This is a genomic window from Pyxidicoccus sp. M15, assembly GCF_056858435.1.
The window spans coordinates 12,201,845-12,222,795 of sequence record NZ_CM166495.1; the positions used below are offsets into that span (position 1 = coordinate 12,201,845).

The 20,951-nt window shown below is 72.1% G+C and carries 15 protein-coding genes; 2 read left to right on the plus strand and 13 right to left on the minus strand.

The genetic code is table 11. The features are described 5' to 3' along the window. Positions 1-2 precede the first annotated feature (2 nt). The 10 genes from ACX9TP_RS45440 to ACX9TP_RS45485 form a co-directional block, all read right to left on the minus strand. Entirely contained in the window at positions 3-371 is a 369-nt protein-coding gene (locus ACX9TP_RS45440) for a response regulator (RefSeq protein ID WP_482976962.1), read from the minus strand. A 25-nt stretch (positions 372-396) separates the two neighbouring features. Further along, positions 397-1,524, minus strand: a complete 1,128-nt coding sequence (locus ACX9TP_RS45445) for a PilZ domain-containing protein (protein ID WP_482976963.1) — start codon at positions 1,522-1,524, stop codon at positions 397-399. A 234-nt stretch (positions 1,525-1,758) separates the two neighbouring features. Then, the gene (locus tag ACX9TP_RS45450) at positions 1,759-2,676 is read right to left on the minus strand and encodes a fatty acid desaturase family protein (protein ID WP_482976964.1); all 918 of its coding nucleotides are present in this window, start codon (positions 2,674-2,676) and stop codon (positions 1,759-1,761) included. A gap of 171 nt (positions 2,677-2,847) precedes the next feature. Beyond that, entirely contained in the window at positions 2,848-3,897 is a 1,050-nt protein-coding gene (gene cheB / locus ACX9TP_RS45455; protein ID WP_482976965.1) for a chemotaxis-specific protein-glutamate methyltransferase CheB, read from the minus strand. Next, entirely contained in the window at positions 3,894-4,715 is an 822-nt protein-coding gene (locus ACX9TP_RS45460) for a CheR family methyltransferase (RefSeq protein WP_482976966.1), read from the minus strand. Before ACX9TP_RS45460 ends, cheB begins: the two co-directional genes overlap by 4 nt. 9 nt (positions 4,716-4,724) lie before the next feature. Beyond that, positions 4,725-7,094, minus strand: a complete 2,370-nt coding sequence (locus ACX9TP_RS45465; protein WP_482976967.1) for a HEAT repeat domain-containing protein — start codon at positions 7,092-7,094, stop codon at positions 4,725-4,727. Next, entirely contained in the window at positions 7,091-9,652 is a 2,562-nt protein-coding gene (locus ACX9TP_RS45470; RefSeq protein ID WP_482976968.1) for a methyl-accepting chemotaxis protein, read from the minus strand. The genes ACX9TP_RS45465 and ACX9TP_RS45470 overlap by 4 nt, the downstream gene beginning before the upstream one ends. After that, positions 9,633-10,079: a chemotaxis protein CheW gene (locus ACX9TP_RS45475; RefSeq protein WP_482976969.1), complete on the minus strand. Its 447-nt coding sequence runs from the start codon at positions 10,077-10,079 to the stop codon at positions 9,633-9,635. Before ACX9TP_RS45475 ends, ACX9TP_RS45470 begins: the two co-directional genes overlap by 20 nt. Further along, positions 10,076-12,124, minus strand: a complete 2,049-nt coding sequence (locus tag ACX9TP_RS45480) for a chemotaxis protein CheA (protein ID WP_482976970.1) — start codon at positions 12,122-12,124, stop codon at positions 10,076-10,078. Before ACX9TP_RS45480 ends, ACX9TP_RS45475 begins: the two co-directional genes overlap by 4 nt. After that, positions 12,121-12,498, minus strand: coding sequence for a response regulator (locus ACX9TP_RS45485; protein ID WP_482976971.1), 378 nt, complete (start codon positions 12,496-12,498; stop codon positions 12,121-12,123). The genes ACX9TP_RS45480 and ACX9TP_RS45485 overlap by 4 nt, the downstream gene beginning before the upstream one ends. A gap of 285 nt (positions 12,499-12,783) precedes the next feature. On the opposite strand from ACX9TP_RS45485, the gene ACX9TP_RS45490 reads away from it, so the two are divergent. Then, positions 12,784-13,284, plus strand: coding sequence for an Hsp20/alpha crystallin family protein (locus tag ACX9TP_RS45490; protein WP_482976972.1), 501 nt, complete (start codon positions 12,784-12,786; stop codon positions 13,282-13,284). A gap of 62 nt (positions 13,285-13,346) precedes the next feature. Further along, positions 13,347-13,598, plus strand: a complete 252-nt coding sequence (locus ACX9TP_RS45495) for an RCC1-like domain-containing protein (protein WP_482976973.1) — start codon at positions 13,347-13,349, stop codon at positions 13,596-13,598. Here the strand turns inward: ACX9TP_RS45495 and ACX9TP_RS45500 are convergent. From ACX9TP_RS45500 to ACX9TP_RS45510, 3 genes are all read right to left on the minus strand, one after another. Beyond that, positions 13,493-15,697, minus strand: coding sequence for a hypothetical protein (locus ACX9TP_RS45500; RefSeq protein ID WP_482976974.1), 2,205 nt, complete (start codon positions 15,695-15,697; stop codon positions 13,493-13,495). The two genes, ACX9TP_RS45495 and ACX9TP_RS45500, sit on opposite strands and share 106 nt — an antisense overlap. Continuing rightward, on the minus strand, positions 15,697-18,441 hold the full coding sequence (locus ACX9TP_RS45505) for a right-handed parallel beta-helix repeat-containing protein (RefSeq protein ID WP_482976975.1): 2,745 nt from the start codon (positions 18,439-18,441) through the stop codon (positions 15,697-15,699). Before ACX9TP_RS45505 ends, ACX9TP_RS45500 begins: the two co-directional genes overlap by 1 nt. A 226-nt stretch (positions 18,442-18,667) precedes the next feature. Next, positions 18,668-20,635, minus strand: coding sequence for a sensor histidine kinase (locus ACX9TP_RS45510; RefSeq protein WP_482976976.1), 1,968 nt, complete (start codon positions 20,633-20,635; stop codon positions 18,668-18,670). Between the last annotated feature and the right edge of the window lie 316 nt (positions 20,636-20,951).

Genomic DNA, 20,951 nt, shown 5'->3' on the forward strand with positions numbered 1-20,951 from the left:
CGTCAGTCCAGGTAGCGGCGCAGCAGGGCCGTCAGCTCCGAGCCGTCGAAGGGCTTGGCGAGGTAGTCCGTGCAGCCGCTGTCGAAGCCGGCCTGCACGCTGCGCGGCTCGCTGCGGGTGCTGCAGAGGATGATGGGCGTGTGGCGGGTGGGCTCGCGCGTGCGCAGCGCCCGGCACGTCTCCAGGCCGTCCAGGTGCGGCATGACGACGTCCAGGAAGACCAGGTCCGGCCGCTCCGCCTCGGCGCGGGCCAGCGCCTCCAGCCCGTTGCGCGCGGTGACGGCCTCGTACCCCAGCTCCATCAGCATGCCCTGGTGCAGGAGCAACACGGTGGCCGAGTCGTCGACGAGCAGCACTTTCTTGCGTCGCATGGCGCCCCCCCGGGCAGCTCGCGGTTCAGAGTGAGGCCACCGGCTGGCAGAGCTGGCGCAGGTGCATGAGCCGCGGAGGGCCCATGCCCATGAAGCGCACGCCCAGGCCATACGGGAAGGCCAGGCCCGTCCTGGGGGCGAAGGGGTTGGCCCACGCCACCACGCCGTGCGTCTCCAGCCGCTCGCGCGTGGTGGGCAGCAGGATGCGCAGCCGCACCGTCGTCCCCGGCCGGGGGGGCACCAGCGTGCGGATGATGAGGCCCCCGGGGCTCAGCGCGCTGGAGAAGCCGGACGTCCACTCCGTCTCGCGCGAGCCGCCCTCGCCGAACTCCACCGGGCAGCAGAAGGGCACCCGCTCCTCCACGTGCAGCGAGCCCGAGTCCCGCCCCAGGAGCGCGTCGATGCGAGGCAGGAGCGCCGCCAGCCCCGGCGCCCGCGTCCCCGGCCCCACCGCCACGGTGAGCGCCGGCACGCCCTCCAGCACCGCCCGCGAGCGCAGCGTGGACAAGAGCTTCAGCGCCGCCAGCGGCCCCTCGCCCGAGACGAGCACCAGGTGCGGCACCACGCCGCCCTCCGTCAGCCGCACCGCCGCGCCCTCCACGCTGGTGCTGTAGATGAGGTGGTGGCCGCACGCCTCCAAGAGCGCGCCCAGCCCGCCCCACGCGCGCGGGCCGCTCGCCCCCGCCATCAGCACCACCCGGGGGGTGTAGCGCTCCACCGGACGCGCCGGGGCCGCCCCCGGCTCACCGGTGAGCACCGCCAGCCGCGCCCGCAGCTCGTGCAGGCGCAGGGGCGCCAAAAGGCAGTCCTCCACACCCTCGGACTCGCCCGCCTCCAGCACCTCGGCCGGCGTGTTCGCCTCCGCCACCACCGCCACCGGTGCCGCGCCCGAGCGCGTGCGCAGCGCGCCCAGCGCCGGGCCTCGCGCGTCCGCCACCAGCCGCCAGTGCACCAGCACCAGCGCCGGCCGCACGCGCGCCATCTCCGGGACGGCCGCGTCCAGCGAGGACACATGCACGGGCTCACCGCCCAGCGTCCGCACCACCCGCGACAGCGCCAGCCACGGCTCACCCGAGGGGCCCACCCACAGCACGCGCGGCGAAGCAGTCACCACGCCGGGCGGCGGACGGATGCGCCCTGAAGCCGTCATCATGCGGTGCCTCCGTGTCGTTCCTTCCCCCCGGCACGCCCGACTGTCTCTCAGTTGCTCCGAGATATGAGAAACAGACACACGACGAATACTCCCCCTGGGCCGATTCCAGGGAGAGATGGGGAATACACGACACAGAGGGGGACACGGAGGCGAGCCGGGGGTCGGGAGGACAACGCCTCCCGGGGCCCCGCTCCAAGCCGTCCGGACTTCGTGCGCTGACGCGCACGGCGGACTTCAGACGCGGGCGACGTTGATGCCCGAGTCCACGGCCTGCAACTCGTCGCCGAAGGCGACATTCACCGCCTCACCGGTGGGCGGCTCATAGGGCGCGCGGCCCACCTGCTTCGTGCCGAAGCGGGGGAAGAAGGGCGCCAGCACGTACACGCGGAAGCACCAGCCGAAGAAGCTCACGGGCTTGAGGTCCGGGTGGATGGAGGCCGCAATCTTCGCGTGCGCCTCGGGCAGCAGGCTCCAGTGCAGGCCCGGCGTCTCGTGGTGCACGGCGTGCAGCCCGTTGTTGAAGAGGAAGAAGTTGATGGCCTTCCCGGTGAAGCTGCGGCTGTGGTCGTGCTCGCTCCAGGGGTCCGAGTGGACGTGCTGGATGTAGTTGAAGAACATGATGGTCCACAGCGAGAAGAACGCCGGGACGAGGAAGGCGAAGGCCCAGATGCGCGCGCCGCCGGCCACGCCGTGCAGCACCATGGCCAGCCCCAGCAGCGCCGCGTGCGTGCCGCCCCAGACGACGTACTGGAGGACAATCTGGCGGAACAGCGGGCGGTTGCGCTCCTTGGCCTTCTCGATGAAGGCCTTGGTCGGCTCCTGCTGCCAGTACGTGGAGACGAAGGGGAAGAGGAAGGCCACCAGGAAGTTGTGCTTCTTGGAGTAGCGCCACGTAATCGTCGCGTCGCCCGCCTTGTTCACGAACTTGTGGTGGTTGAGGTTGTGCGTGGGAATCCACACGAACGTCGGGTAGCCGTAGAAGAGCGACAGCCACATGCCCATCGCCTCGTTCATCTTCCGGTTGCGGAAGGTGGGGCTGTGGTTGTGGTTGTGCGCGATGACTCCCGCCGAGAGCGCCAGGTAGCAGGACACCGGGCAGAGGAAGGGGATGAGCTCGGGCGCCGCATACATCGAAAGGGCGACCACGGGCATGGCCAGGCACCAGAGCATGGTCCTGCGGTCAGCGGAGTATCGAAGCATGGGGCGGATACTGCCCCAGCCGCAGTTCAAGGATCAAAACATCCTGGCGACTTGGGGAAGAGGCTGCCCGGACGCCTGGTGTGTAGGCCCCCAGGCGCCGCCCACCCACCCGGGCCACAGCCCTCAGCGGAGGTAGTGCCCCAGCAGCGCCACCATGCTCTCCAGGGGGGCGGTGGCGGTGGCCAGCCCCGCCTCCGCCACGGCGCGGGGCATGCCGTACACCACGCAGGAGGACTCGGCCTCGGTGAGGACGGTGCCGCCCGCGGCGCGGATGGCGCGCGCGCCCTCCCGGCCGTCCTCGCCCATGCCGGTGAGCACCACGCCCACCGCGTCCGGCCCCCAGGTCTTCGCGGCGCTCTCGAAGAGGACGTCCACCGAGGGGTGGTGTGGCATGCGCACCGGCTGCCGGTCCAGCCGCGCCAGGCACACCGCGCCGTGCCGCTCCACCTTGAGGTGGTGCCCGGCGCGTGCCAGCACCACGCGCCCCGGGCGCAGCTCCACGCCGTCCTCCGCCTCCAGCACCTCCAGCGCGCATTGCGCGTCCAGGCGCCGGGCCACCGCGAGCGTGTAGCCCACGGGGATGTGCAGCGCGAGCGCGAGCGGCGCGGGGAAGTCCGCGGGCAGCGCCGACAGCAACCGGGTGAGGGCCTGCGGGCCTCCGGTGGAGGTGCCCACCACCACCAGCTTCCGGGCCGGCCCGGGCACTCCCGCCGGCGAGGGCCCGGGGGCCCCGGTGACTTCCGGAGCGGGGTGCGGCACCGCGGCCGCCGCCGTGCGCACCGCCTCCACCAACTCCGCGCCCAGCTCGTAGAGCCGGTCCGTGGCGAGCGCGGTGGGCTTGTTCACCAGCTCCACCGCGCCGGCCTGGAGCGCGGCCACCGCCAGCTCGCTCTCCTCGCCCGCGCTGCTCACCACCACCACGCGCGGCGACGAGGGGTTGGACGCGAGCGCCCGCAGCACGCCCAGCCCGTCCAGGCCGGGCATCACCAGGTCCAGGGTGAGCACGTCCGGGGACAGCTCCGCGATTTTCTCCAGCGCGTCCAGGCCGTCGCGCGCGGTGCCCACCACCTCCAGCCCTTGCGCGTTGGAGAGGACCTGCCGCAGCACCTTGCGCGCGAAGGCGGAGTCGTCCACCACCAGCACACGGATGGGCGTGGGAGCCGACGCCGTCATGAAGCCACCTTGGTATAGAAGAAGGCGCCGCGCCGCTCCTCGCAGGAGAGCGCGGTGCCGAAGCGCATCAGTGACTCGGAGGTTCCCACCACCAGGTGGCCGCCGGGCACCAGGGCCCTGCCGAGCGACTCCACCACCCGCAGCGCGGTGTCGTCCTGGAAGTAGATGAGCACGTTGCGGCAGAGGATGGCGTCGAAGGTGCCGAGCGCCGCCACCGCCGCCGCGTCCACCAGGTTGACGCGGCGCCAGTCCACCGCCGCGACCAGCTCCGGCTTCACGTACGGCCGCCCGCCGCGCACCTCCAGCCAGCGCCCCTCCACGCCCGGCGGCAGCGCGCGCAGCGAGCGCAGGTTGTGCTCGCCGGTGCGGGCCCGCTCCAGCGCGCGGGTGCTCAAGTCACTGGCCACCAGCTCCACGCCGGAGAGCAGGCCCCGCTCCGCCAGCATCATCGCCAGCGTGAGGGGCTCCTCTCCAGTGGAGCACGCGGCGCACCACACCCGGAGCTTGCGGCCCTGGCGCACCGCGGGCGCCAGCAGGTCCTCCACCAGCACCGTCAGCGGCAGCGCCTCGCGGAAGAAGTACGTCTCGTGCACCAGCAGCGAGTCCACCAGCGCGTCCAGCGTCTCCGGGCCCGCCGGGTCGTAGCGGAGGAAGTAGTAGTAGTCGAGCAGCGAGTCGAAGCCGGCGTCCAGCGCGCGCGCGGACACCTTCTCCTGCAGGAGGTCGCGGTCCTCCGGCGAGTAGTGCAGGCCCGCGCGCTGCTCAATCAGCGCGGACAGAATCGCGAACACCTGCGGGGACATGGGGAGCGAAGACATGGCTCCCCGCTACCGCCCCAGCGCCTGGAGGCAGGCACGCCGCACGTCGGCGTCCTCGTCGTGCGTGGAGCAGTGCTCCAGCGCCTCGCGGGCCTCCACGGTGCCCAGCGCCGCCACGGCCGGGGCCGCGGCGCGGCGGCCCGCGGGGCTGGCGGACACCAGCGCCTGCAGCAGCGTGGCGCGCGCGTCCGCCCGGCGCATGCGGGCCAGCGCCGCCACCAGCAGCGGAGACGTCACCTCGTCCGCCACCTCCAGCGCGGTGAGCAGCCCCGGCAGCCGGCCCTCCATGGGCAAGGCCAGCGCGCTCACCACCCGCTCGCGCAGCGTCACGTCCCCCAGGAGCGTCACCAGCGCCTGGGTGGAGGGCACGCCGGGGCGCGTGGCGAGGAAGCCCACCGCCGCGTTGCGGACGCTGTCATCCCTGTCGCTGGCGGCGCGCAGGAGCGCGGGCAGCGTCTCCGGGGTGTCGTACTCGGCCACCGCGGACAGGGCGACCAGCCGCGTGGCCGCGTCCTCGGAGCCCACCGCCTCCAGCAGCACCGGCAGCGCGTCCGGGCGCCGGGCCACGCCCAGGCCCAGCAGCGCCGCGCGGCGCACGTCCGCGTCCTGGCTGCTGGCCGCGCGGCGCAGCGCCGCCATGGCCCCTTCCGAGTGCATGTGCGCCAGCGCGTCCACCACCGCCACGCGCACCTGGCCCGCGTCGTCGTCCGCCAGCGCGACAATCGCGTCCGCCGCCGCCTCCTCGTTCAGCTTCCCCAGCGACTGGCACGCGTAGTAGCGCACCCACGGGTCCCTGTCGTTGAGGCCGCCCAGCAGCGTGGAGGTGATGCGGGCCTCCTTCTCCGTCTGCCCCAGCGCGCGCATGGCCGCCGCGCGCGTGCGCTCGGACTCGTGGGCCGCGGCCGACAGCAGCGCGTCCACCGCGCGCGGGTCCTCGATGTAGGGCAGGCCGTAGATGGCCGCGTCGCGCAGCCGCTCGTCCGAGTCCCGCATGGCCTGCAGGAGCACGTCCAGCCCGCGCGGGTAGCCGAAGTAGGCGATGATGCGCAGCGCCGCGCGGCGCAGGCGCGCGTCCGGCGAGCGCGCCGCCTGCAACGCCAGCGCCTCCGTCTGCTCGCTGCCCAGCGACTGGATGGCCCCCACGGTGGCCTGCACCACGCGCGGGTCCTCGTCCACCAGGCGGCTGAAGAGGGCGGGCACCGCGGTGGCGTCGCCGATGCGCGACAGCGTGTCCGCCGCCAGCGCGCGCACCGAGGCGTCCCGGTCCTCCAGGCACGCCATGACGTCCGGCACCGACACCGCCTTGCGGCCCACCAGCGGCAGCAGCACGCGGCGCCGGGCGCTGTCGCCGTCGCGCAGCGCCGCCAGAATCTGCTCGTCCGCGTCCGCGCCCAGGTCCGCCAGGGCGCTGGCCGCCGCGCGCGACACCGTCGGGTCCGGCCCGTCCAGGAGCTTGAGCAGGCCCGCCGCGGCATCCGGCCCGCCCACCCAGCCGAGCAGCCGCGCCAGGGCGGCCTTCTCCGCCGAGTCCGCGCCCGAAATCGCCTGGGACAGCCGCCGGCCCAGCACCGCCACGTCCGCGTCGGAGCGCAGCGCGCCCTGCACCGCGCGCGCGCCGCCGAAGCGCTGCACCTGCGCCTCGTGGATGTCCACCAGCGCCACCGCGGCCCCGCGCACCAGCGCGTCATTGCCCCGGCGCAACAGGCCCACCAGCGCGGGCACCGCCGCCTCCTGGCCGGTGCGGCCCAGCGCGCGCGTGGCCTCCAGCGCGTAGAAGGGGTCCGACAAGAGGCCCAGCAGCGCCGGCACGACGATGGGGTCCCCGCACCGCCCCAGCACGTCGATGGCCGGGAAGATGCGGAAGAAGTTGCCGCTGCCCAGCGCCGCCAGCAGCGTGTCCACCGCGGCCCCGCCGCCAATGCGGCCCAGCGCCTCGATGGAGGCCACCGCCACGTTGTCGTCCGCGTGGACGGTGAGCCGGGCCAGCAGCGGCACCGAGCGGCGGCCGCGGCGGCGGCCCAGCACCTGGGCGACGTCGCAGACGACGGCCGGGTTGGGGTCCTCCGCGAGCGGCTCCAACAGTCCCTCCACGTCGCCCGACGAGGCCACCAGCGCCTCCACCGCGGCGGCCAGGCGCGCCTCGCTGTCGCGACGGTGGCTGAGCACGTCGCGCAGCGGGGCCACGGCCGGAGTGCCCAGCCGCGCCAGGGCGCCCACCACCGCGCGGCGCACCGCCCAGCTCGGCGCGTCCAGGCCAGCCACCAGCAATTCCAGACTGCCCGTGCCGCGCCTGGCCAGCTGCTCCACCGCCTCCACCTGCGCGCGGTCGTCCGCGGACAGGGCGAGCGGGTGGCTGGGTGCCGAAGAAGACGTCGTCACGCCTGCTGCTCCCGGGCCCGCGTGGCCCCCGCTTCGGTGGTGCGCTCGCTGGTGCGCGTGCCGCCGAGCGCGACGCTCAGCCGCGCCAGGCTCTCCGCCTGCTCACCCTGGAGCCGCGTGAGCTGGGCCAGCCGCCCGGCCACCTCGCGCACCTCCGCGGCGGTGTTGGTGGCCGTGCGCGTCTGCTGCGCGGTGGTGGTGAGCACCTCCCGGGCGCGCGCGCGCATCTCCTCCACGCTCTTGGCCAGCCCCTCCGTCACCGTGGTGGACTCTCCGCTGGCGCGCGCCATCGAGGCCACGCCGGTGGCCTGGCGGCTGGCGGAGGTGGCGAGGGCGGCCAGCGCCTCCGTCTGCTCGTCCAGCGCCCGCGACGTCCCCTTCGCCACCCGCCGCACCTCGTCCGCGCCCTTCACCAGCGCGGTGAGTGCCTGCGCCTGCTCGTCGGTGGCGCGCGTCACCTCCGCCGCCAGCTTCGCCACCTGGCGGCTGGCCACCTCGCCCTGCTTGAGCGCGCGGGCCTGCTCCGCCATGCCGCGCGCGGACTGGGCCACCTGCTTGCGCGTCTCCTCCATGGCCTTCGTCACCTCGGTGGCGGCCTTGGCCTGCTCGGCCAGCCCCAGCAGCGTGCGCTGGGTGGCGGTGGACGACTCCTGCGACAGCGTGCCCACGGCGGCCACCTCCTTGCTCTGCGCCGCCACCGCTCCGCTCACCGTCTGCACCAGCTGGCGCATCTGCGTCGACGCCTTGGCCAGCTCCGCGGACGCCGCGGCCTGCTCCTGCACGGCCCGCGACACCTTCTGGGCCACCTCCGCCAGCTGGCCGTTGGAGCGCACCGCGTCGCGCAGCGCGCGCGCCTGGTCCGCCGTGGCCTGCGTCGTCTGGCGGGCCATGCGCCGCATCTCCGTGCCGCCCTGGGCCAGCGACTGCGCCGCCTGCGCCTGCTCCGCCGCGGAGGTGGTGATGACGCGCCCCTGCTCGCTCACCTTCGCCGTGGCCTGGGTGAGGGCCTGCACCGCCTGCACCTGCTCGCCGGACGCGCGCGACACCTCCCGCACGTTCTGCCCCAGGTCCTCCACGCCCTTGAGGATGGTGGACAGCGCCCGCTCCGCGTCGGACGCCAGCGCCGCGCTCTCGTCCGCCGCGCGCACGCCCTCGCCGGTGGCGGTGGCCGCCTCGCGCGCCGTCGTCTGGAGGCCCCGGACGATTTTCGCCACGTCCGCGCTGGCCGCCGCCGCGCGGTCCGCCAGGGCGCGAATCTCCTCCGCCACCACCGCGAAGCCGCGGCCGTGCTCGCCCGCGCGCGCCGCCTCGATGCTGGCATTGAGCGACAGGAGGTTGGTGCGGTCCGCGATGAGGTTGATGGTCTGGACGATGTCGCCAATCTCCTCCGCCCGCTTGCCCATCTCCTTCATCACGCTGGAGGACTCGACGATGGACTGGCGGATGCGGGTGAAGCCGGCGATGGAGCGCGTCACCGTGGCGCCGCCTTCGCGCGCGGTGGTGCCCACGCGCTCGGCGTTGGCGCGGGCCTCCTCCGTCATCTGGGCCACCCGGCGCGTGGACGTCTCCAGCTGCGTGGAGGCGGTGGCGCTGCTGGAGGCCAGGGTGTTGATGCTCTCCGCGGCCTTCGCCACCGACTGGGCGGAGCGGGCAAGCTGCTCGATGGTGGCCGCGTTGGCATCCACCACGGCGGCGTTCTTCTCCGCGGTGGCGGCCACCTCCTCCACGCTGGCGGCCACCTCCTCCACGGTGGACGCGGTGGAGGCGGCGCTCGTCTCCAGCGTGCGCGCATGCTCGGCCACGCCGCGCACGCTGCGCGCCAGCTCCTCCGACGTGGAGGCCGTCTCCTCCACGCTGGCGGCCATGCTGGTGGCGTCGCGCGCCACCTCGCCCAGCACCCGGCCGATGTTCACCACCGTGGTGGACACCTGCGCCACGCGCTCGCCCACCGCCTGCGAGTCCATGGCCAGGCGGGAGATGCCCTTGGCCATCTCCTCCGCCGTGGCGGCCACCTGCTCGGTGGCGGCGGCGCTGGACTGGTTGCGGGCGACGAGGTCCGCCACCGTGGCGTTCATCTCCGTCATCGAGGCCAGCAGCTCCTCGCTGGAGGCGGCCAGCTCCTCGGAGTTGGCGCTCACGCCCTTCACCGAGCGCGTCGCCTGCTCCAGCGTGGCCGCGGTGGTGTCCGACGACGCGGCCAGGTGCGCGGCGTCCTTGCGCACGCCGGCCACGGAGGCATTCACCTCCTGCAGCGCGCCCGCGGTGGCCTCGGCCTCCTGCTGCAGGCCGCGCGCGGTGTCGCTCACCGTGCGCTGGGCCCGCACCAGCTCGTGCACCGACAGGCCCGTCTCCTCCACGTGGGCGGCGACGTTCTCCATCGCGGAGCGCACCTGCTCGGAGGCGGCGGCCTGCTCGTTGCCGCTCGCCGCCAGCCGCGTCGCCAGGGCCTCCGCCGCCTGCACCAGGCTGGTGGTCTCCTGCACGCCGCGCGCCGCGCTCTCGGCCAGGTTGCGCGCGTCCTCCAGCGCAACTGCCCCGTTACCGCTGTCCGTCGCCATCCGGCGCCTCCTCCCCGATGACCTGGGGGAAATCAATGAGCATCACCAACCGCGGCCCCACCTGGGCCACGGCCTTCACGAACCCGCGCGCTCCCTCCACGACCAGCGGAGGGGGCGGCTTGACCTGCGCCGGGTCCAGCTTCAACACCTCGCGGGCGCTGTCCACCAGCAACCCCACCGTCCGCGTGCCGAGCTGGCCTACCACCACCCGCGTGTCCAGCGAGCGCTGCACGGGCGGCAGCCCGAAGCGCACCCGCGCGTCCACCACGGGGATGACGCGGCCGCGCACCTGCACCAGCCCGGCCACGTGAGACGGAGCGCCCGGCACCGGTGTGGCGCCGGTGAAGCTCTCCATCTGCAGCACGTCCGCCGCCGGCAACGCGTACTCGGTCCCGTCCACCTTGAACACCACGTGCAGCACGCTCATGTCGCGCGCTCCCTTCTCCCGTTGCCACCCCGGGCCGAGCCGAGCGCCGCCAGGTCCAGCACCAGCGTGGGCTGGCCGTCGCCCAGGTCGGTGGCCCCGGCCACCCCGGGCACCCGCACCAGCGGGTCCTCCAGCGGACGGAGGACGATTTCCTGCTGGCCGAGCAGCCGGTCGACCGAGAAGGCCACCGGCTCACCGCGCTGGCGCACGATGAGCGCCTTCGCCCCGGTGCCACCCTGCCCGGCCGAGTCACCGCGCAGCAGCCGCTCCAGCGACAGGAGCGGCACCGCGCTGCCCCTCCGCTCCACCAGCACCACGCCGCTGGCGCCCGCGGGCCGCGTCAGCCTCGCCACGTCCACGTCGATGAGCTCCTCCACGGAGCCCACCGCCACCGCGTAGCGCAGGCCCGCGCACTCGAAGATGAGCGCGTCCAGCAGCGTAATCGTCAGCGGCACCCGCAGGCGGAAGGTGGTGCCCTGGCCGGGCCGCGTCTCCAGCCGCAGCTCGCCGCCGAGCTGGTCCACGGTGATGCGGCGGACGATGTCCATGCCCATGCCGCGGCCGCTCGTGGAGGTGGCGGCGTCCCGGGTGGAGAAGCCGGGGCGGCAGAGCACGTCCAACAGCCCGTCCGACGTGGCGGGGACGGGCACGCCCGCGCGGCGGGCCACCGCCTCGGCGTCCACGCCACGCCCGTCGTCGATGACGCACAGCTCGAGCAGCCCGCTGGCGCCGCCCTGGCTGACCAGGCGCACCACGCCCTCCTCGGGCTTGCCCGCCGCGCGGCGCTCCTCGGGCAATTCCAGCGCGTGGTCCACCGCGTTGCGCACCAGGTGCACCAGCGCGGGCAGCAGCCGGTCCGCCACGGCCTTGTCCAGCTCCGCGTCGCCCACCTCCAGCTCCAGGCGCACCGCCTTGCCGGTGCTGCGGCGCAGGCCGCGCACCAGCAGGGGCAGCCGCTCCAGCACGTCCGCCACCTTCACCATGCGCAGGCGGATGATGGCCGCGCGCATGTCGCGCAGCTGGCGGCCGTTCTCCTGGAGGATGGCGGTGAGCTCGCGCGTGGGCGCCCCCGCGGCCGTCAGCGTCGCCACCGCGCGGGTGAGCCGCGAGCGGTTGACGACGAGCGCCGCCAGTCGCTCCAGCGCCTCGTCCAGGCGGGACACCTCCACCCGCAGCGTGCCCCCGCCCCGGCGCTGCTCCTCGGGCTCCTCCTCCACCCGCGCCACCATCGCCTCCAGCTCGGGCTCGGCGACGGGTGCGGCGGGCGCGACGGGCGCGGCGGGCGCGGTGGCCAGCGCGCGCACCGAGGCGGGCGGGCCTCCGGCGGCCTCCAGCAGCGCCTCGTCCGTCGCGTCGGTGAGCAGGAGCAGCGCGAAGGTGAGCGAGCCGCCGCCCTCCGCGGGGCCGGACAGGGGCAGGACCTTGACCGCCTCCGCCAGCTTCGCCACGCGCTCGCGCACGCTGTTGATGGTGATGCCGCTGGCGGCGCGCTCCGCGCCGGGGATGAAGTCCAGCCGCACCGCGCGCTTGCCGGCGGCCCCCACGGTGAGCTGCTCACGCTCCGCGGCGGACAGGCGCGCGGAGAGCGCCGCGTCCAGCGCCAGGGCGACGGGCGCGGGCTTCGCGGGCGCCGTCCCCAGCGCGGCCGCCTCCAGCGCCTCCAGCCGCTCCAGGAGCCCCGCGGGCACGGGGGTGACGGGCCGGCCGGCGGCGAGCTGCCGCACGCGCTGCTCGATTTCGCGCAGCCCCTCCATGAGGGGCTCCACGCTGGCCTCGGGCAGCCGGCCCCCGGCGCGGTCCGAGTGGCGCAGCGACGTCTCCATCCAGTGGGAGATGGAGACGATGGGCTCCACGTCCACCATGGCGGACAGGCCCTTGATGGTGTGCAGCGCGCGGAACAGCTCGCGCACCGCGCGCGGGTGGGCCAGCCCCCGCCGCACGCTGGCCTCCACGGCGAGCAGGTGCCGGTGGGCCGCGCCGAGCAGTTCCTCGGCTTCCGCCAGGTAGGCTGGCAGGAAGTCCGCGAGGTCCACGGAGCCCGTCACCCGCGCTTCTCCTCCAGCAGGGCTCGCGCCTCGGCGAGGATGGCGTCCGGAGTGAAGGGCTTGGTCATGAAGCGGTTGGCGCCCACCGTCAGTGCCCGCGCCCGCGACGCCTCGTCCCCACGCGTGGTGACGATGATGATGGGCAGGTGCCGCAACCGGTCCTGGCTCCGCACGAACTCCACCACCTCGATGCCGCCGATGTCCGGCATGTTCAGGTCGAGCACGAGCAAATCGTACGGCTGGAGCGACAGGCGCTCGATGGCTTCGAGTCCGCTCGAGGCATGGGTGAAGGTGAGACCCGGATAGGGGCGCAGGCAGGCGACGACCATGTCGCGCATCACCTTGCTGTCATCGACGACGAGCACCTCTGGCATGGCTTCCCCTGGCAACGAGTGCCGACCCTAGAGCGATTCCTTGAAGATGAAAGAGAACGCCGTACATACGGCCTTTGCAGCGACCAGTGGCCGACAATCGTACGGCGGGACACCTGCGCTCCCGGACGGAAAGTGCCTCTGGAACCGCTCCCGACGTGCAGGCTGGCGCCCTCCCGCGCCCCGCCTTGCGGCGTCCTCGCGCTGCTTTACGGTCCATTCAGGGGCCGGGGGGCGCCAGGGTGACGCTGCCGGCCCTTCAACCGGAAGAAAGAGGAGGGACTTCCCATGGCCGACATCACCCGTCGCGAAGGCAGCATTCCCCGTCGTGAGCGGGACCCGTTCTCCCAGATGCAGGAGCTGATGAACTGGGACCCGTTCGAGGCGATGACGCAGTTGCTGGGCAGCCGGGGCGCGGGCCCCTCGTTCATCCCCGCCTTCGAGGTGAAGGAGACGAAGGACGCGTTCATCTTCAAGGCGGACCTGCCCGGCGTGCAGGAGAAGGACCTGGACATCTCGCTGACCGGCGACCGCCTGGTCGTCAGCGGCAGGCGCGAGTCCGAGAAGCGCGAGGAGAACGAGCGCTACTTCGCCTTCGAGCGCAGCTTCGGCTCGTTCAGCCGCGCGTTCACCCTGCCGGAGGGCGTGGACGCGGAGCACATCGCCGCGGACCTCAAGGACGGCGTGCTCAACCTGACGCTGCCCAAGAAGCCCGAGGTCCAGCCCAAGCGCATCAAGGTGGGCGTGGGCGGCGGCGCCACCCCCGGCGTCGACAAGCCGAAGGCGTAGCCTCACCCCGGTACCGGGGCGCGCGGAGCCTCCAGGCTCCTTGTCGCTCCCCGGCAACCGGGTTGCATTCCCGCATTCCCGAGCGGAAATCACCGACAGCGGGCCTCCACCTCCTTGCCTACCCCACTCCCGGGGCGGCAGGAGACGGGCGCGTCCACGCGTGGGGCCGCAACAACCGCGGGCAGCTGGGCCTGGGCGCGCCGGGCCATCAGCCGGCGTCCGGATCCTCCGGCGGCTGGTCGGTCGGCATGGAACCCAGCGGTTCGAAGAAGCCCTCGCCGCGGTCCGCGCAGAACGAGTACGGCTGCACGTAGGGGTTCTTGAGCTTGAGCACCTTGTTGTTCTTGTCCTCGCAGGTCGCGAGTTTCTCGTAGCCCCTCTCCTTGAACATGGCGTCGCCGAGCTTCACGTACATCTTGAGCAACGCAGCCGTGTACGCCTCCCCCTGCTCGTCGCCCTTCTTCATCTCGGCGATGTTGTCGGGCTTGATCTCAATGACCTGGCAGTCATTGATACAGTCGACCTTGCACCCGGAGCCCTTGTAACGCGGGTTCGGATTGGTGCAGTAGGTGCTCTCGATGTAGAGCTCGACTGCCTGCGAACAGCTCGAAGAGGTCTGCCGGCGCCTGTGCTCCTCTTGTCCGTATCGCTTGTGCGCCTGGATCTTCGGGTCGTTGAAGCCGCGCAACGGTCCCTCCTTGACCTTCTCGATGCTGGTCATCCTCGAGACGAGCGCCTGCCTGAGCTTTGGAGCGGACTTCACCTTTCTCTGACTGATGAGGAGGTCGACGGCCTTCATCATGCGGTCGTAGCGTCCGGTGATTGAACCCCACTGATTGTTGAGCTTCGAAGCGTAGCCGTCCGAGATTTCCTTCACCTTCTGCTCCCAGTCGTACTCCCTGCAAAACGCTTCGCGGATTTCCTTCGAGTCCTGCTCCACGGTCTTCCGGAACTCGCGGACATCGCGATCCCACTCGTCGAAGTCCCTCTTGAGCGAGCGATAGTTCTCGGCGATGCCGCCCTTGTAGCGGCTGAGCTCCTGCATCGCGCGCTCGACGTCGGGGTGCTTCTCCCCGAGAACGAGGTTCTTGCAGGGGTCCTTCTCGTAGACCTCCGAGCGCCGGGTGTTCCAGAAGGCCAGAGTCTTGTCGGCGGAGGCGTCGAGGTTGCTCTTGATGCTCGCCCAGGTCCCCTCCGTGAAGGAGAAGGCCTTGGCGGCCGCCAGGTGCCGCTCCAGCGCGTCCTTCTTGCGGTCGGTCTCCGTCTTCTTGTCCACCCACTTCTTCCCGAGCGCGCCGGACAGCTCGGTGAGCTTCACGACACCTTCCTCATGGTCGTCCTTGTTGCCGACGTAGCGACGGATGGTCTCCTGGAGCCGGGTCTGGTCCGCGGTGCACTCACGCACGTCCCCGTCGAGGGTGTATTGCGCGGACTTCAGCCCGCGAACCGACTCGATTGCCCCCTTCAGGGACCGCGCCTGGGACGGCCAGCGCTCCGCGAGCTGGCGGGCCTCCTGGTCCTCGCCCTGGATGTCCTTCAGGTCGCTCAGGGAGGCGAGCACCTCGTCCACGGCGCGAAGCGCTTCGGAGAGCTCGGAGGACGCATCACCGCTGAGGGAGTCCAGGCCCCTGACCTTCGAGGCGATGGTCTGGAGCCGCTCATCAATCTTCTTCCGGACCACCGTGCGGGCCTGCCCGAAGTTGCCGAGCTTCGACATCGCATCCTTCACGGCTTCGGAGTCCTTGCCCTTCGCGAGCTCGGTGCACTTCGACTTCGTCTCGTCCATCCGCCGCGTCCAGCGGTCCCAGATATCGCTGACGCCGTCGTGGAGCTCGCCCTTCACGTCCGACCAGCGATTGTGTGACTCGGAGAAGTTCCTCGCGTAGCTCCGCCAGCGGTCCATCTCGCCGTGGACGTCCTGGAGCTTCCGGTATTCGTCGTTGTAGGCGCGGCCGACCTTCTCGGCCTCGTCCGGAATCTTGAAGAGCCCGTTCGGGTCCTTCTTGTCGACGAACGTCTGCATGAACGACTTCAGGTTCCGGTCGGCCTCGGAGCAGCGCTCGTGGAGTCGCGACTCGTCCGCCTTGACCTGGGCGTCCTTCATCCGCTTCAGGTACTGCGCCGACTCCCGGAACTTGGAGATCCAGTCCGGATAGTAGGAGGCCATGTACTTGCCCGGGTCGCTCTGGGCATCGAGCGACTTGAGCTTCTCGACGTTCTCCCGGACCGTGTTCAGGTAGTCGAGGGCCTGGTCGATGTCGCTCGAGCTCGAATCCGAGACGATGCCGTCGAGCTTGTCCTTGATCCGGGAGAGGGAGTCGTCAACCGTCCGGACCCGGTCGTCGATCTCGTCCGCGAACGCGGGCGAGGTGACAAGGACTGCCAGCACCACCGCCATCAGCTTCTTCTTCATCACCGGTTCCCCCCTTCGAGCGTCATCGGTCGCGCGCCCTTGACCCGCGCGTTCTTCGGAAACAGCTTCGCCGCCTTCCGCCAGTCGAGCGCCATCCCCATGCCAGGCTTCGCCGGCTCGCCACCGGCCTGCGGCGGGGCGATGGCCTTCCACTCCTCCTCGGTGAACCGGTTCGTGGACTGCGAGGTCCGCGCGAACCACGCCGCGTAGAAGGCCGGCTCGAGCTCGAAGTCCCCGTCCGCCACCACGTTCCCCTCGGCCTTCCTGAACGGCAGGTCGCCCAGCAGGTGCATCGACTTCTCGTCCACCGTGGGCGGCGGCGTGCCCAGCGTGGAGCGGAACGCCGCCCAGTTGCGGAAGAAGCTGTTGTTCGTGAGCACCACCTCGTTCAGGTTGGCGCTGGACCGCACCGCGAAGTTGTCCACGTACTGGATGACATTCCCGTCCACCACCACGGGCGTGTTCCCCCCAATGGCGACACCGCTGCCCGACGAGGTGGAGCCGTCATGCGGACGGTTCCGGTTCCAGACGAAGAGGATGGTGTTGTTGCGCACCTGGGCCGGCCGCGTGCCGAAGCCGCCGGTGACGCGGATGGCGTCCGTGAACATGTTCGCCACGAGGTTGTTCTCGAAGGTGACCAGGTTGCTCATCCGGACCGCCGCGCCCGCGCCGTTGATGAACGTGCAGTTGCGAATCACCACCTCGGGTGACGACACCCAGATGTGCTCGTTGTCAGGCGAGGTGTTCAGGTCGATGAAGCCGTCCGCGCCGTAGGTGTTCAGCGTCTTCCGGTCGAAGACGAACCCATCCACGATGAGCCCGGTGTGGTCGCCGTTGCCCTCGAAGAGGTAGCCCTGCGGCGACGTCTTCGAGTCCGGCGGCCAGTACAGGAGGCTCGGCGTGTTCCACGGGTCGCGCCTGGTGAAGTCGCGGTCCCACCCGCCGAGCAGCGCGAGGTACTGCTTGCCGTCCACGACCCACTTCCCGCTCTTCAACTTGCCGCCGTACTCCCCCTCGGCCACCAGGATGCGGTCTCCCCTTCCCGCCTTCTCGATGGCCTGGAACGGGTCCCTGAACGGCTTCTCCCGCGAGCCGTCGCCCCCGCTCTCTCCGGCGCGCACGAACCAGTCCCGCCCCTTCGGGCGCGCGGAGGCGACGACCTCCTGTTCGAAGGGTTCGATGGAGTCGATGACGATGCCATACTTCGGATGGCTCTCGCGCACGCGCGAGGTGCCGCGCACGACGAAGAGGTCCCTCGGCGGACCGGAGCCGTAGTTGGGGATGGCGTCGATGGCGCGCTCCACCGACGTGCCCTTCTTGAACCAGCCGCTGGTGCGGTTCTCGTTCTTCGCGTCGACGAGGTTGACGGCCTTGTGTGTCTCGCGCGACGTGCCCGAGGGGCCGTGGTCCGGGTTGGCCACCCCCTGCGCTCCGACCACGACTTCGACCTCCTTGCCGTCGTAGCCCTTCGGATTGTCCTTCAGGTCGGCGAGGGTGACCCGCTTGTAGGCCCTGGCCGGCCCCGTCGCCGCCACCGCCGAGAAGCGCACCGGCAGGTCCTTCACGCGGGCGCCCTGCTTCAGCGAGGTGTTCTTCGGCGCGATGAGCGCGGCCACGGCCTTCGGCGGGTAGGCCGGCGCGAAGACGTCCACGCGCTCACCCGCCGGGGAGAGGCCCGCGGCCGTGCGCGTCTCGTCCCAGGCCTTCGCGTCGAACTTCCTTCCCACGAGGGTCCGGCGGGTGAATGGGTCGTACCACGCCGTGTCGAAGGGGAGCCCGGGGTCCACGGCCACGTTGCCGCCCGCCTTCGCGAATCCAGCGTCCTCGGCCTCCCCGATGTCCGAGTCGTCCAGCGAGGACTTCTTCCCCTCGAAGTAGAACGTGACGTTCGAGTAGAGGTTGCGCCAGAAGGCGTTACCCTGGAGCGTCACCTTCGCGGGGACCGTCACCCACGCGCCGTGGTTGTCGGAGTGGACGATGAGGTTGTTCTCGACGATGGCCTTGTTCGTCACGTCGACGCCCGCGCCCTCGGTGCCGCCCTCGGCGATGGCCTTCGTCGCCCACACGAAGGCGATGGTGTTGTCGCGGATGGTGACGGGCACGTCATGGTCTCCACCGCCCCTGGAAATCACGGCGGCGAAGATGGAGTTCACGATGACGTTGTTCTCCACCACCGCGCCCGGCGACGTCCGCACCGCGTTGATGGAGTTGACGATGAGGCAGTTGCGCAGGATGCCGCCCTTGGCGAGGTCGACCGCGCCGTTGCGCATGAGCGCCTTCGGGTCGAAGTTCCCGCCCTCGCTCGTGTACTCGTAGTACTCCTGCATGTTGAGGAGGAAGCCATCGATGGTGGCGCCGGCGGTGTCGCGCTGCGTGCCGGTGCTGACGCGCGCGAGCGAGACATCCGGCCGATTCACCGAATTCTTCCGCCAGGTGAGCTCCGTGGGGTTCTTCCACGGGTTGCGCTCGCGGAAGTCCGAGTCGTAGCCGCCGAGCAGCTGGACGCCGGGGAACTGAATCTCCCAGTTGCCCCTCTCGAGCTTGCCGAAGTACGTGCCGGTGGCGACGTGGACCTTGTCGTTCGCCTCGACGCGCTCGAGCGCCATCCAGGGGTCGGCGAAGGGCTTCTCGCGCGAACCGTCACCCCCGGTGGCGCCAGCGCGGACGAACCAGTCTCGTGCGTGCGCCGGGAAGGAAAGACAAAGCGAGGCCACTACGAGCAGCAGGCTCAGCACACGCTGCATGGGAACTCCTCTGGACGGGTGGAAACTCCGGCACAAAGGAGGGGCGCAACGGGCCCGGCGAGGACACGAGCGCCTCGGTCTTCAACCACTGATGCATGGTGCTGCCCCCCCTCTGCGCGCAGCATAGGGGAGACGGCACCCTACGGCCAAAACTCCGCCAGAACCCGTGAGCCCTGACTGGAATGGCGGCTGGAGCGCCATGAGCAGGACCTTCACGCGCCCTGAATCAGGCCCGCGCGGCGGGCGGGCCCGCGCGCGGCAGGCGGATGCGGAAGGTGGCGCCCTCGCCGGGGCTGCTGTTCACCGACACCTCGCCGCCGTGCGCCTCCACGATTCGGCGCAGCCGGTACAGCCCCAGCCCCAGCCCGCCGTAGTGACGCACCGGCACCGCGCGCTCGAAGCGGCGGAAGAGGCCGTCCACCCGCCCCGGGGCAATGCCGATGCCGTGGTCCGTCACCACCAGCGTCGCCATGTCCGGCCCGGACTCCAGCGCCACCTCCACCGGCTTGCCGGGCCCGAACTTCATCGCGTTGGACAGCAGGTGCGTCACCACCTGGGACAGCCGCGCCACGTCCCACCGGCCCGACGTGGGCACCAGCGGCCGCACCACCAGCTGGCAGCCCACACGCGCGGCCGCTTCCTCGGAGCGCGCCACCACGTCGCGCACCACCGACGCCAGGTCCACCTCTTCCAGGTGCAGCCGTGGCGCGCCGCCCTGCAGCTGCGACACGTCCAGCAGCGACTCCACCAGGTCCGCCAGCCGCTGCACCTGCCGGTCCGCCGCGTCCAGCGCACGCTCCAGCCGCCCGGGCGCGGACGCCACGCCCGCGCGCAAGACGCCCTGGGCGCCCTGCACGCGCAGGCGCAGCGCCGCCAGCGGCGTGCGCAGCTCGTGCGCGGCCACGCTGAGGAACTCGTCGCGCGCGCGCACCGCCTCCTGCGTCTCGCGGTACATGCGCAGCTGCTCCGTCACGTCGCCGATGATGCCGGCCATGCGCACCGCCCGCCCCTGCGCGTCGCGCATCGCCTTGCCCCGGCTCACGCACGAGCGGTAGCCCCCCGTGACGTGCCGCAGCCGGTAGGACACGTCATACGGCACGCCCCGCTCCAGGTGGGCGGCCAGCGCGGCGAGCACGTCCGGCCGGTCCTCCGGATGAATCAGCTCCGTGAAGGCCTCGTACGTGCCCGCGAAGTCCTCCGGCCGCAGGCCCAGCATCTCCAGCAGGCGCGGGCTCCAGTAGAGCGTCTGGCGGCGCAGGTCCCAGTCCCAGATGCCGTCATAGGAGCCGTTCACCACCAACCGGAAGCGCGCCTCGCCCTCGCGCGAGGTGCGCTCGGCCTGCTCCAGCAGCCCCACCCGCCGCTCCAGCTGCCGCACCATCCGGTACAGGTGCTCCTCGGTGGCCAGCCCCGCGGGCGGCGACACGTGCGCGGGGGCCCCCGCGCGCAGCTCGTGCAGCAGCGCGCCCACCAGCTCGTCCCCCTCCTGCGTGCGCCGCACGAAACCGTTGGCCCCCACGTTGTGGGCCATGCGCAAGTCCAGCTCGTCGGGCACCACGGTGTGCGTGAGGATGACGGGCACGCGCGACAGCCGCGAGTCCTGCCGCAGCGCCAGGCACAGCCGGAAGCCGTCCAGCCCCGGCATCAGCGCGTCCGCCAGCACCAGGTCGGGGCTCCGGCGCCTCGCCAGCTCCAGCGCCGTCACGCCGTCGGCGGCCATGAGGACCTCGAAGCGCAGCGGCAGCAGGTGCAGCTGCAGGAGCTTGCGGGACACCGGGTCGTCGTCCGCCACCAGCACCGTGGGCCGCGCCGCACGGTCCGCCTCGAGGGCCCGCGCGGGCAGCGCCTGCCGCACTCCCTCCACCAGCGCGCCCAGCGACAGCGGCCGGTCGAGGAAGCCGAGCGCCGGCAACGCCAGGCCCTTGAGCCCCTCCTGCTCGGCGGGGAAGGCCATGACGCGCAGCACCGCGCCCGCCAGCTCCAGGGCCTGCCCCAGCCCCTCCCTTGCCGCCCCGCCCGCCGCCAGCAGCGCCGCCGACACCAGCACCACGTGCGCCGGCTCGGCGTGCAGCAGGGTGACGGCCGCCGGAAGGTCCGCCAGGGCCGCCACCCCCCACCCCTGACTCTCCAGCGCCAGCACCTGCAGTTCCCGTACGGGGCCGGGTTCTTCGACGAGCAGGAGGGTGGGCTTCATCACGTCGGGTTCGACAGGGCGGGCGGGCAGGCAGGGCGCGGCTTCCGCCCTGACGATGAAGAAAGAGTCGCAGTCTGTGCAGCGGGGCTCCTGAGTCAAGCAGTCCCGGAGCAAGTGTTCTCCGGTGCAAACCGGCCGGAAGCCCGCCCCGGCCGGAAGCCCGCCCCGGGGCCTTTGCGACAACGCATCCGCGTGACGGATGCATCCAGGGCCGCACCAGTAGCCCCGTCAACACGGACAGCGCGGGTCGGCTCCCTCCAACCGTCCGAGCGTCCACAAACCCGTGGCCGCCTGGAAACCCACGGGGTCACTCCCC

Bases quoted from the DNA above. Each gene is read 5' to 3' on its own strand.
- ACX9TP_RS45445 (WP_482976963.1), bottom strand. From the start codon at position 1,524: ATGATGACGGCTTCAGGGCGCATCCGTCCGCCGCCCGGCGTGGTGACT.
- ACX9TP_RS45460 (WP_482976966.1), bottom strand. From the start codon at position 4,715: ATGTCTTCGCTCCCCATGTCCCCGCAGGTGTTCGCGATTCTGTCCGCG.
- ACX9TP_RS45470 (WP_482976968.1), bottom strand. From the start codon at position 9,652: ATGGCGACGGACAGCGGTAACGGGGCAGTTGCGCTGGAGGACGCGCGC.
- ACX9TP_RS45475 (WP_482976969.1), bottom strand. From the start codon at position 10,079: ATGAGCGTGCTGCACGTGGTGTTCAAGGTGGACGGGACCGAGTACGCG.
- ACX9TP_RS45505 (WP_482976975.1), bottom strand. From the start codon at position 18,441: ATGCAGCGTGTGCTGAGCCTGCTGCTCGTAGTGGCCTCGCTTTGTCTT.
- ACX9TP_RS45510 (WP_482976976.1), bottom strand. From the start codon at position 20,635: ATGAAGCCCACCCTCCTGCTCGTCGAAGAACCCGGCCCCGTACGGGAA.
- cheB (WP_482976965.1), bottom strand. From the start codon at position 3,897: ATGACGGCGTCGGCTCCCACGCCCATCCGTGTGCTGGTGGTGGACGAC.
- ACX9TP_RS45490 (WP_482976972.1), top strand. From the start codon at position 12,784: ATGGCCGACATCACCCGTCGCGAAGGCAGCATTCCCCGTCGTGAGCGG.
- ACX9TP_RS45485 (WP_482976971.1), bottom strand. From the start codon at position 12,498: ATGCCAGAGGTGCTCGTCGTCGATGACAGCAAGGTGATGCGCGACATG.
- ACX9TP_RS45440 (WP_482976962.1), bottom strand. From the start codon at position 371: ATGCGACGCAAGAAAGTGCTGCTCGTCGACGACTCGGCCACCGTGTTG.
- ACX9TP_RS45500 (WP_482976974.1), bottom strand. From the start codon at position 15,697: ATGAAGAAGAAGCTGATGGCGGTGGTGCTGGCAGTCCTTGTCACCTCG.
- ACX9TP_RS45450 (WP_482976964.1), bottom strand. From the start codon at position 2,676: ATGCCCGTGGTCGCCCTTTCGATGTATGCGGCGCCCGAGCTCATCCCC.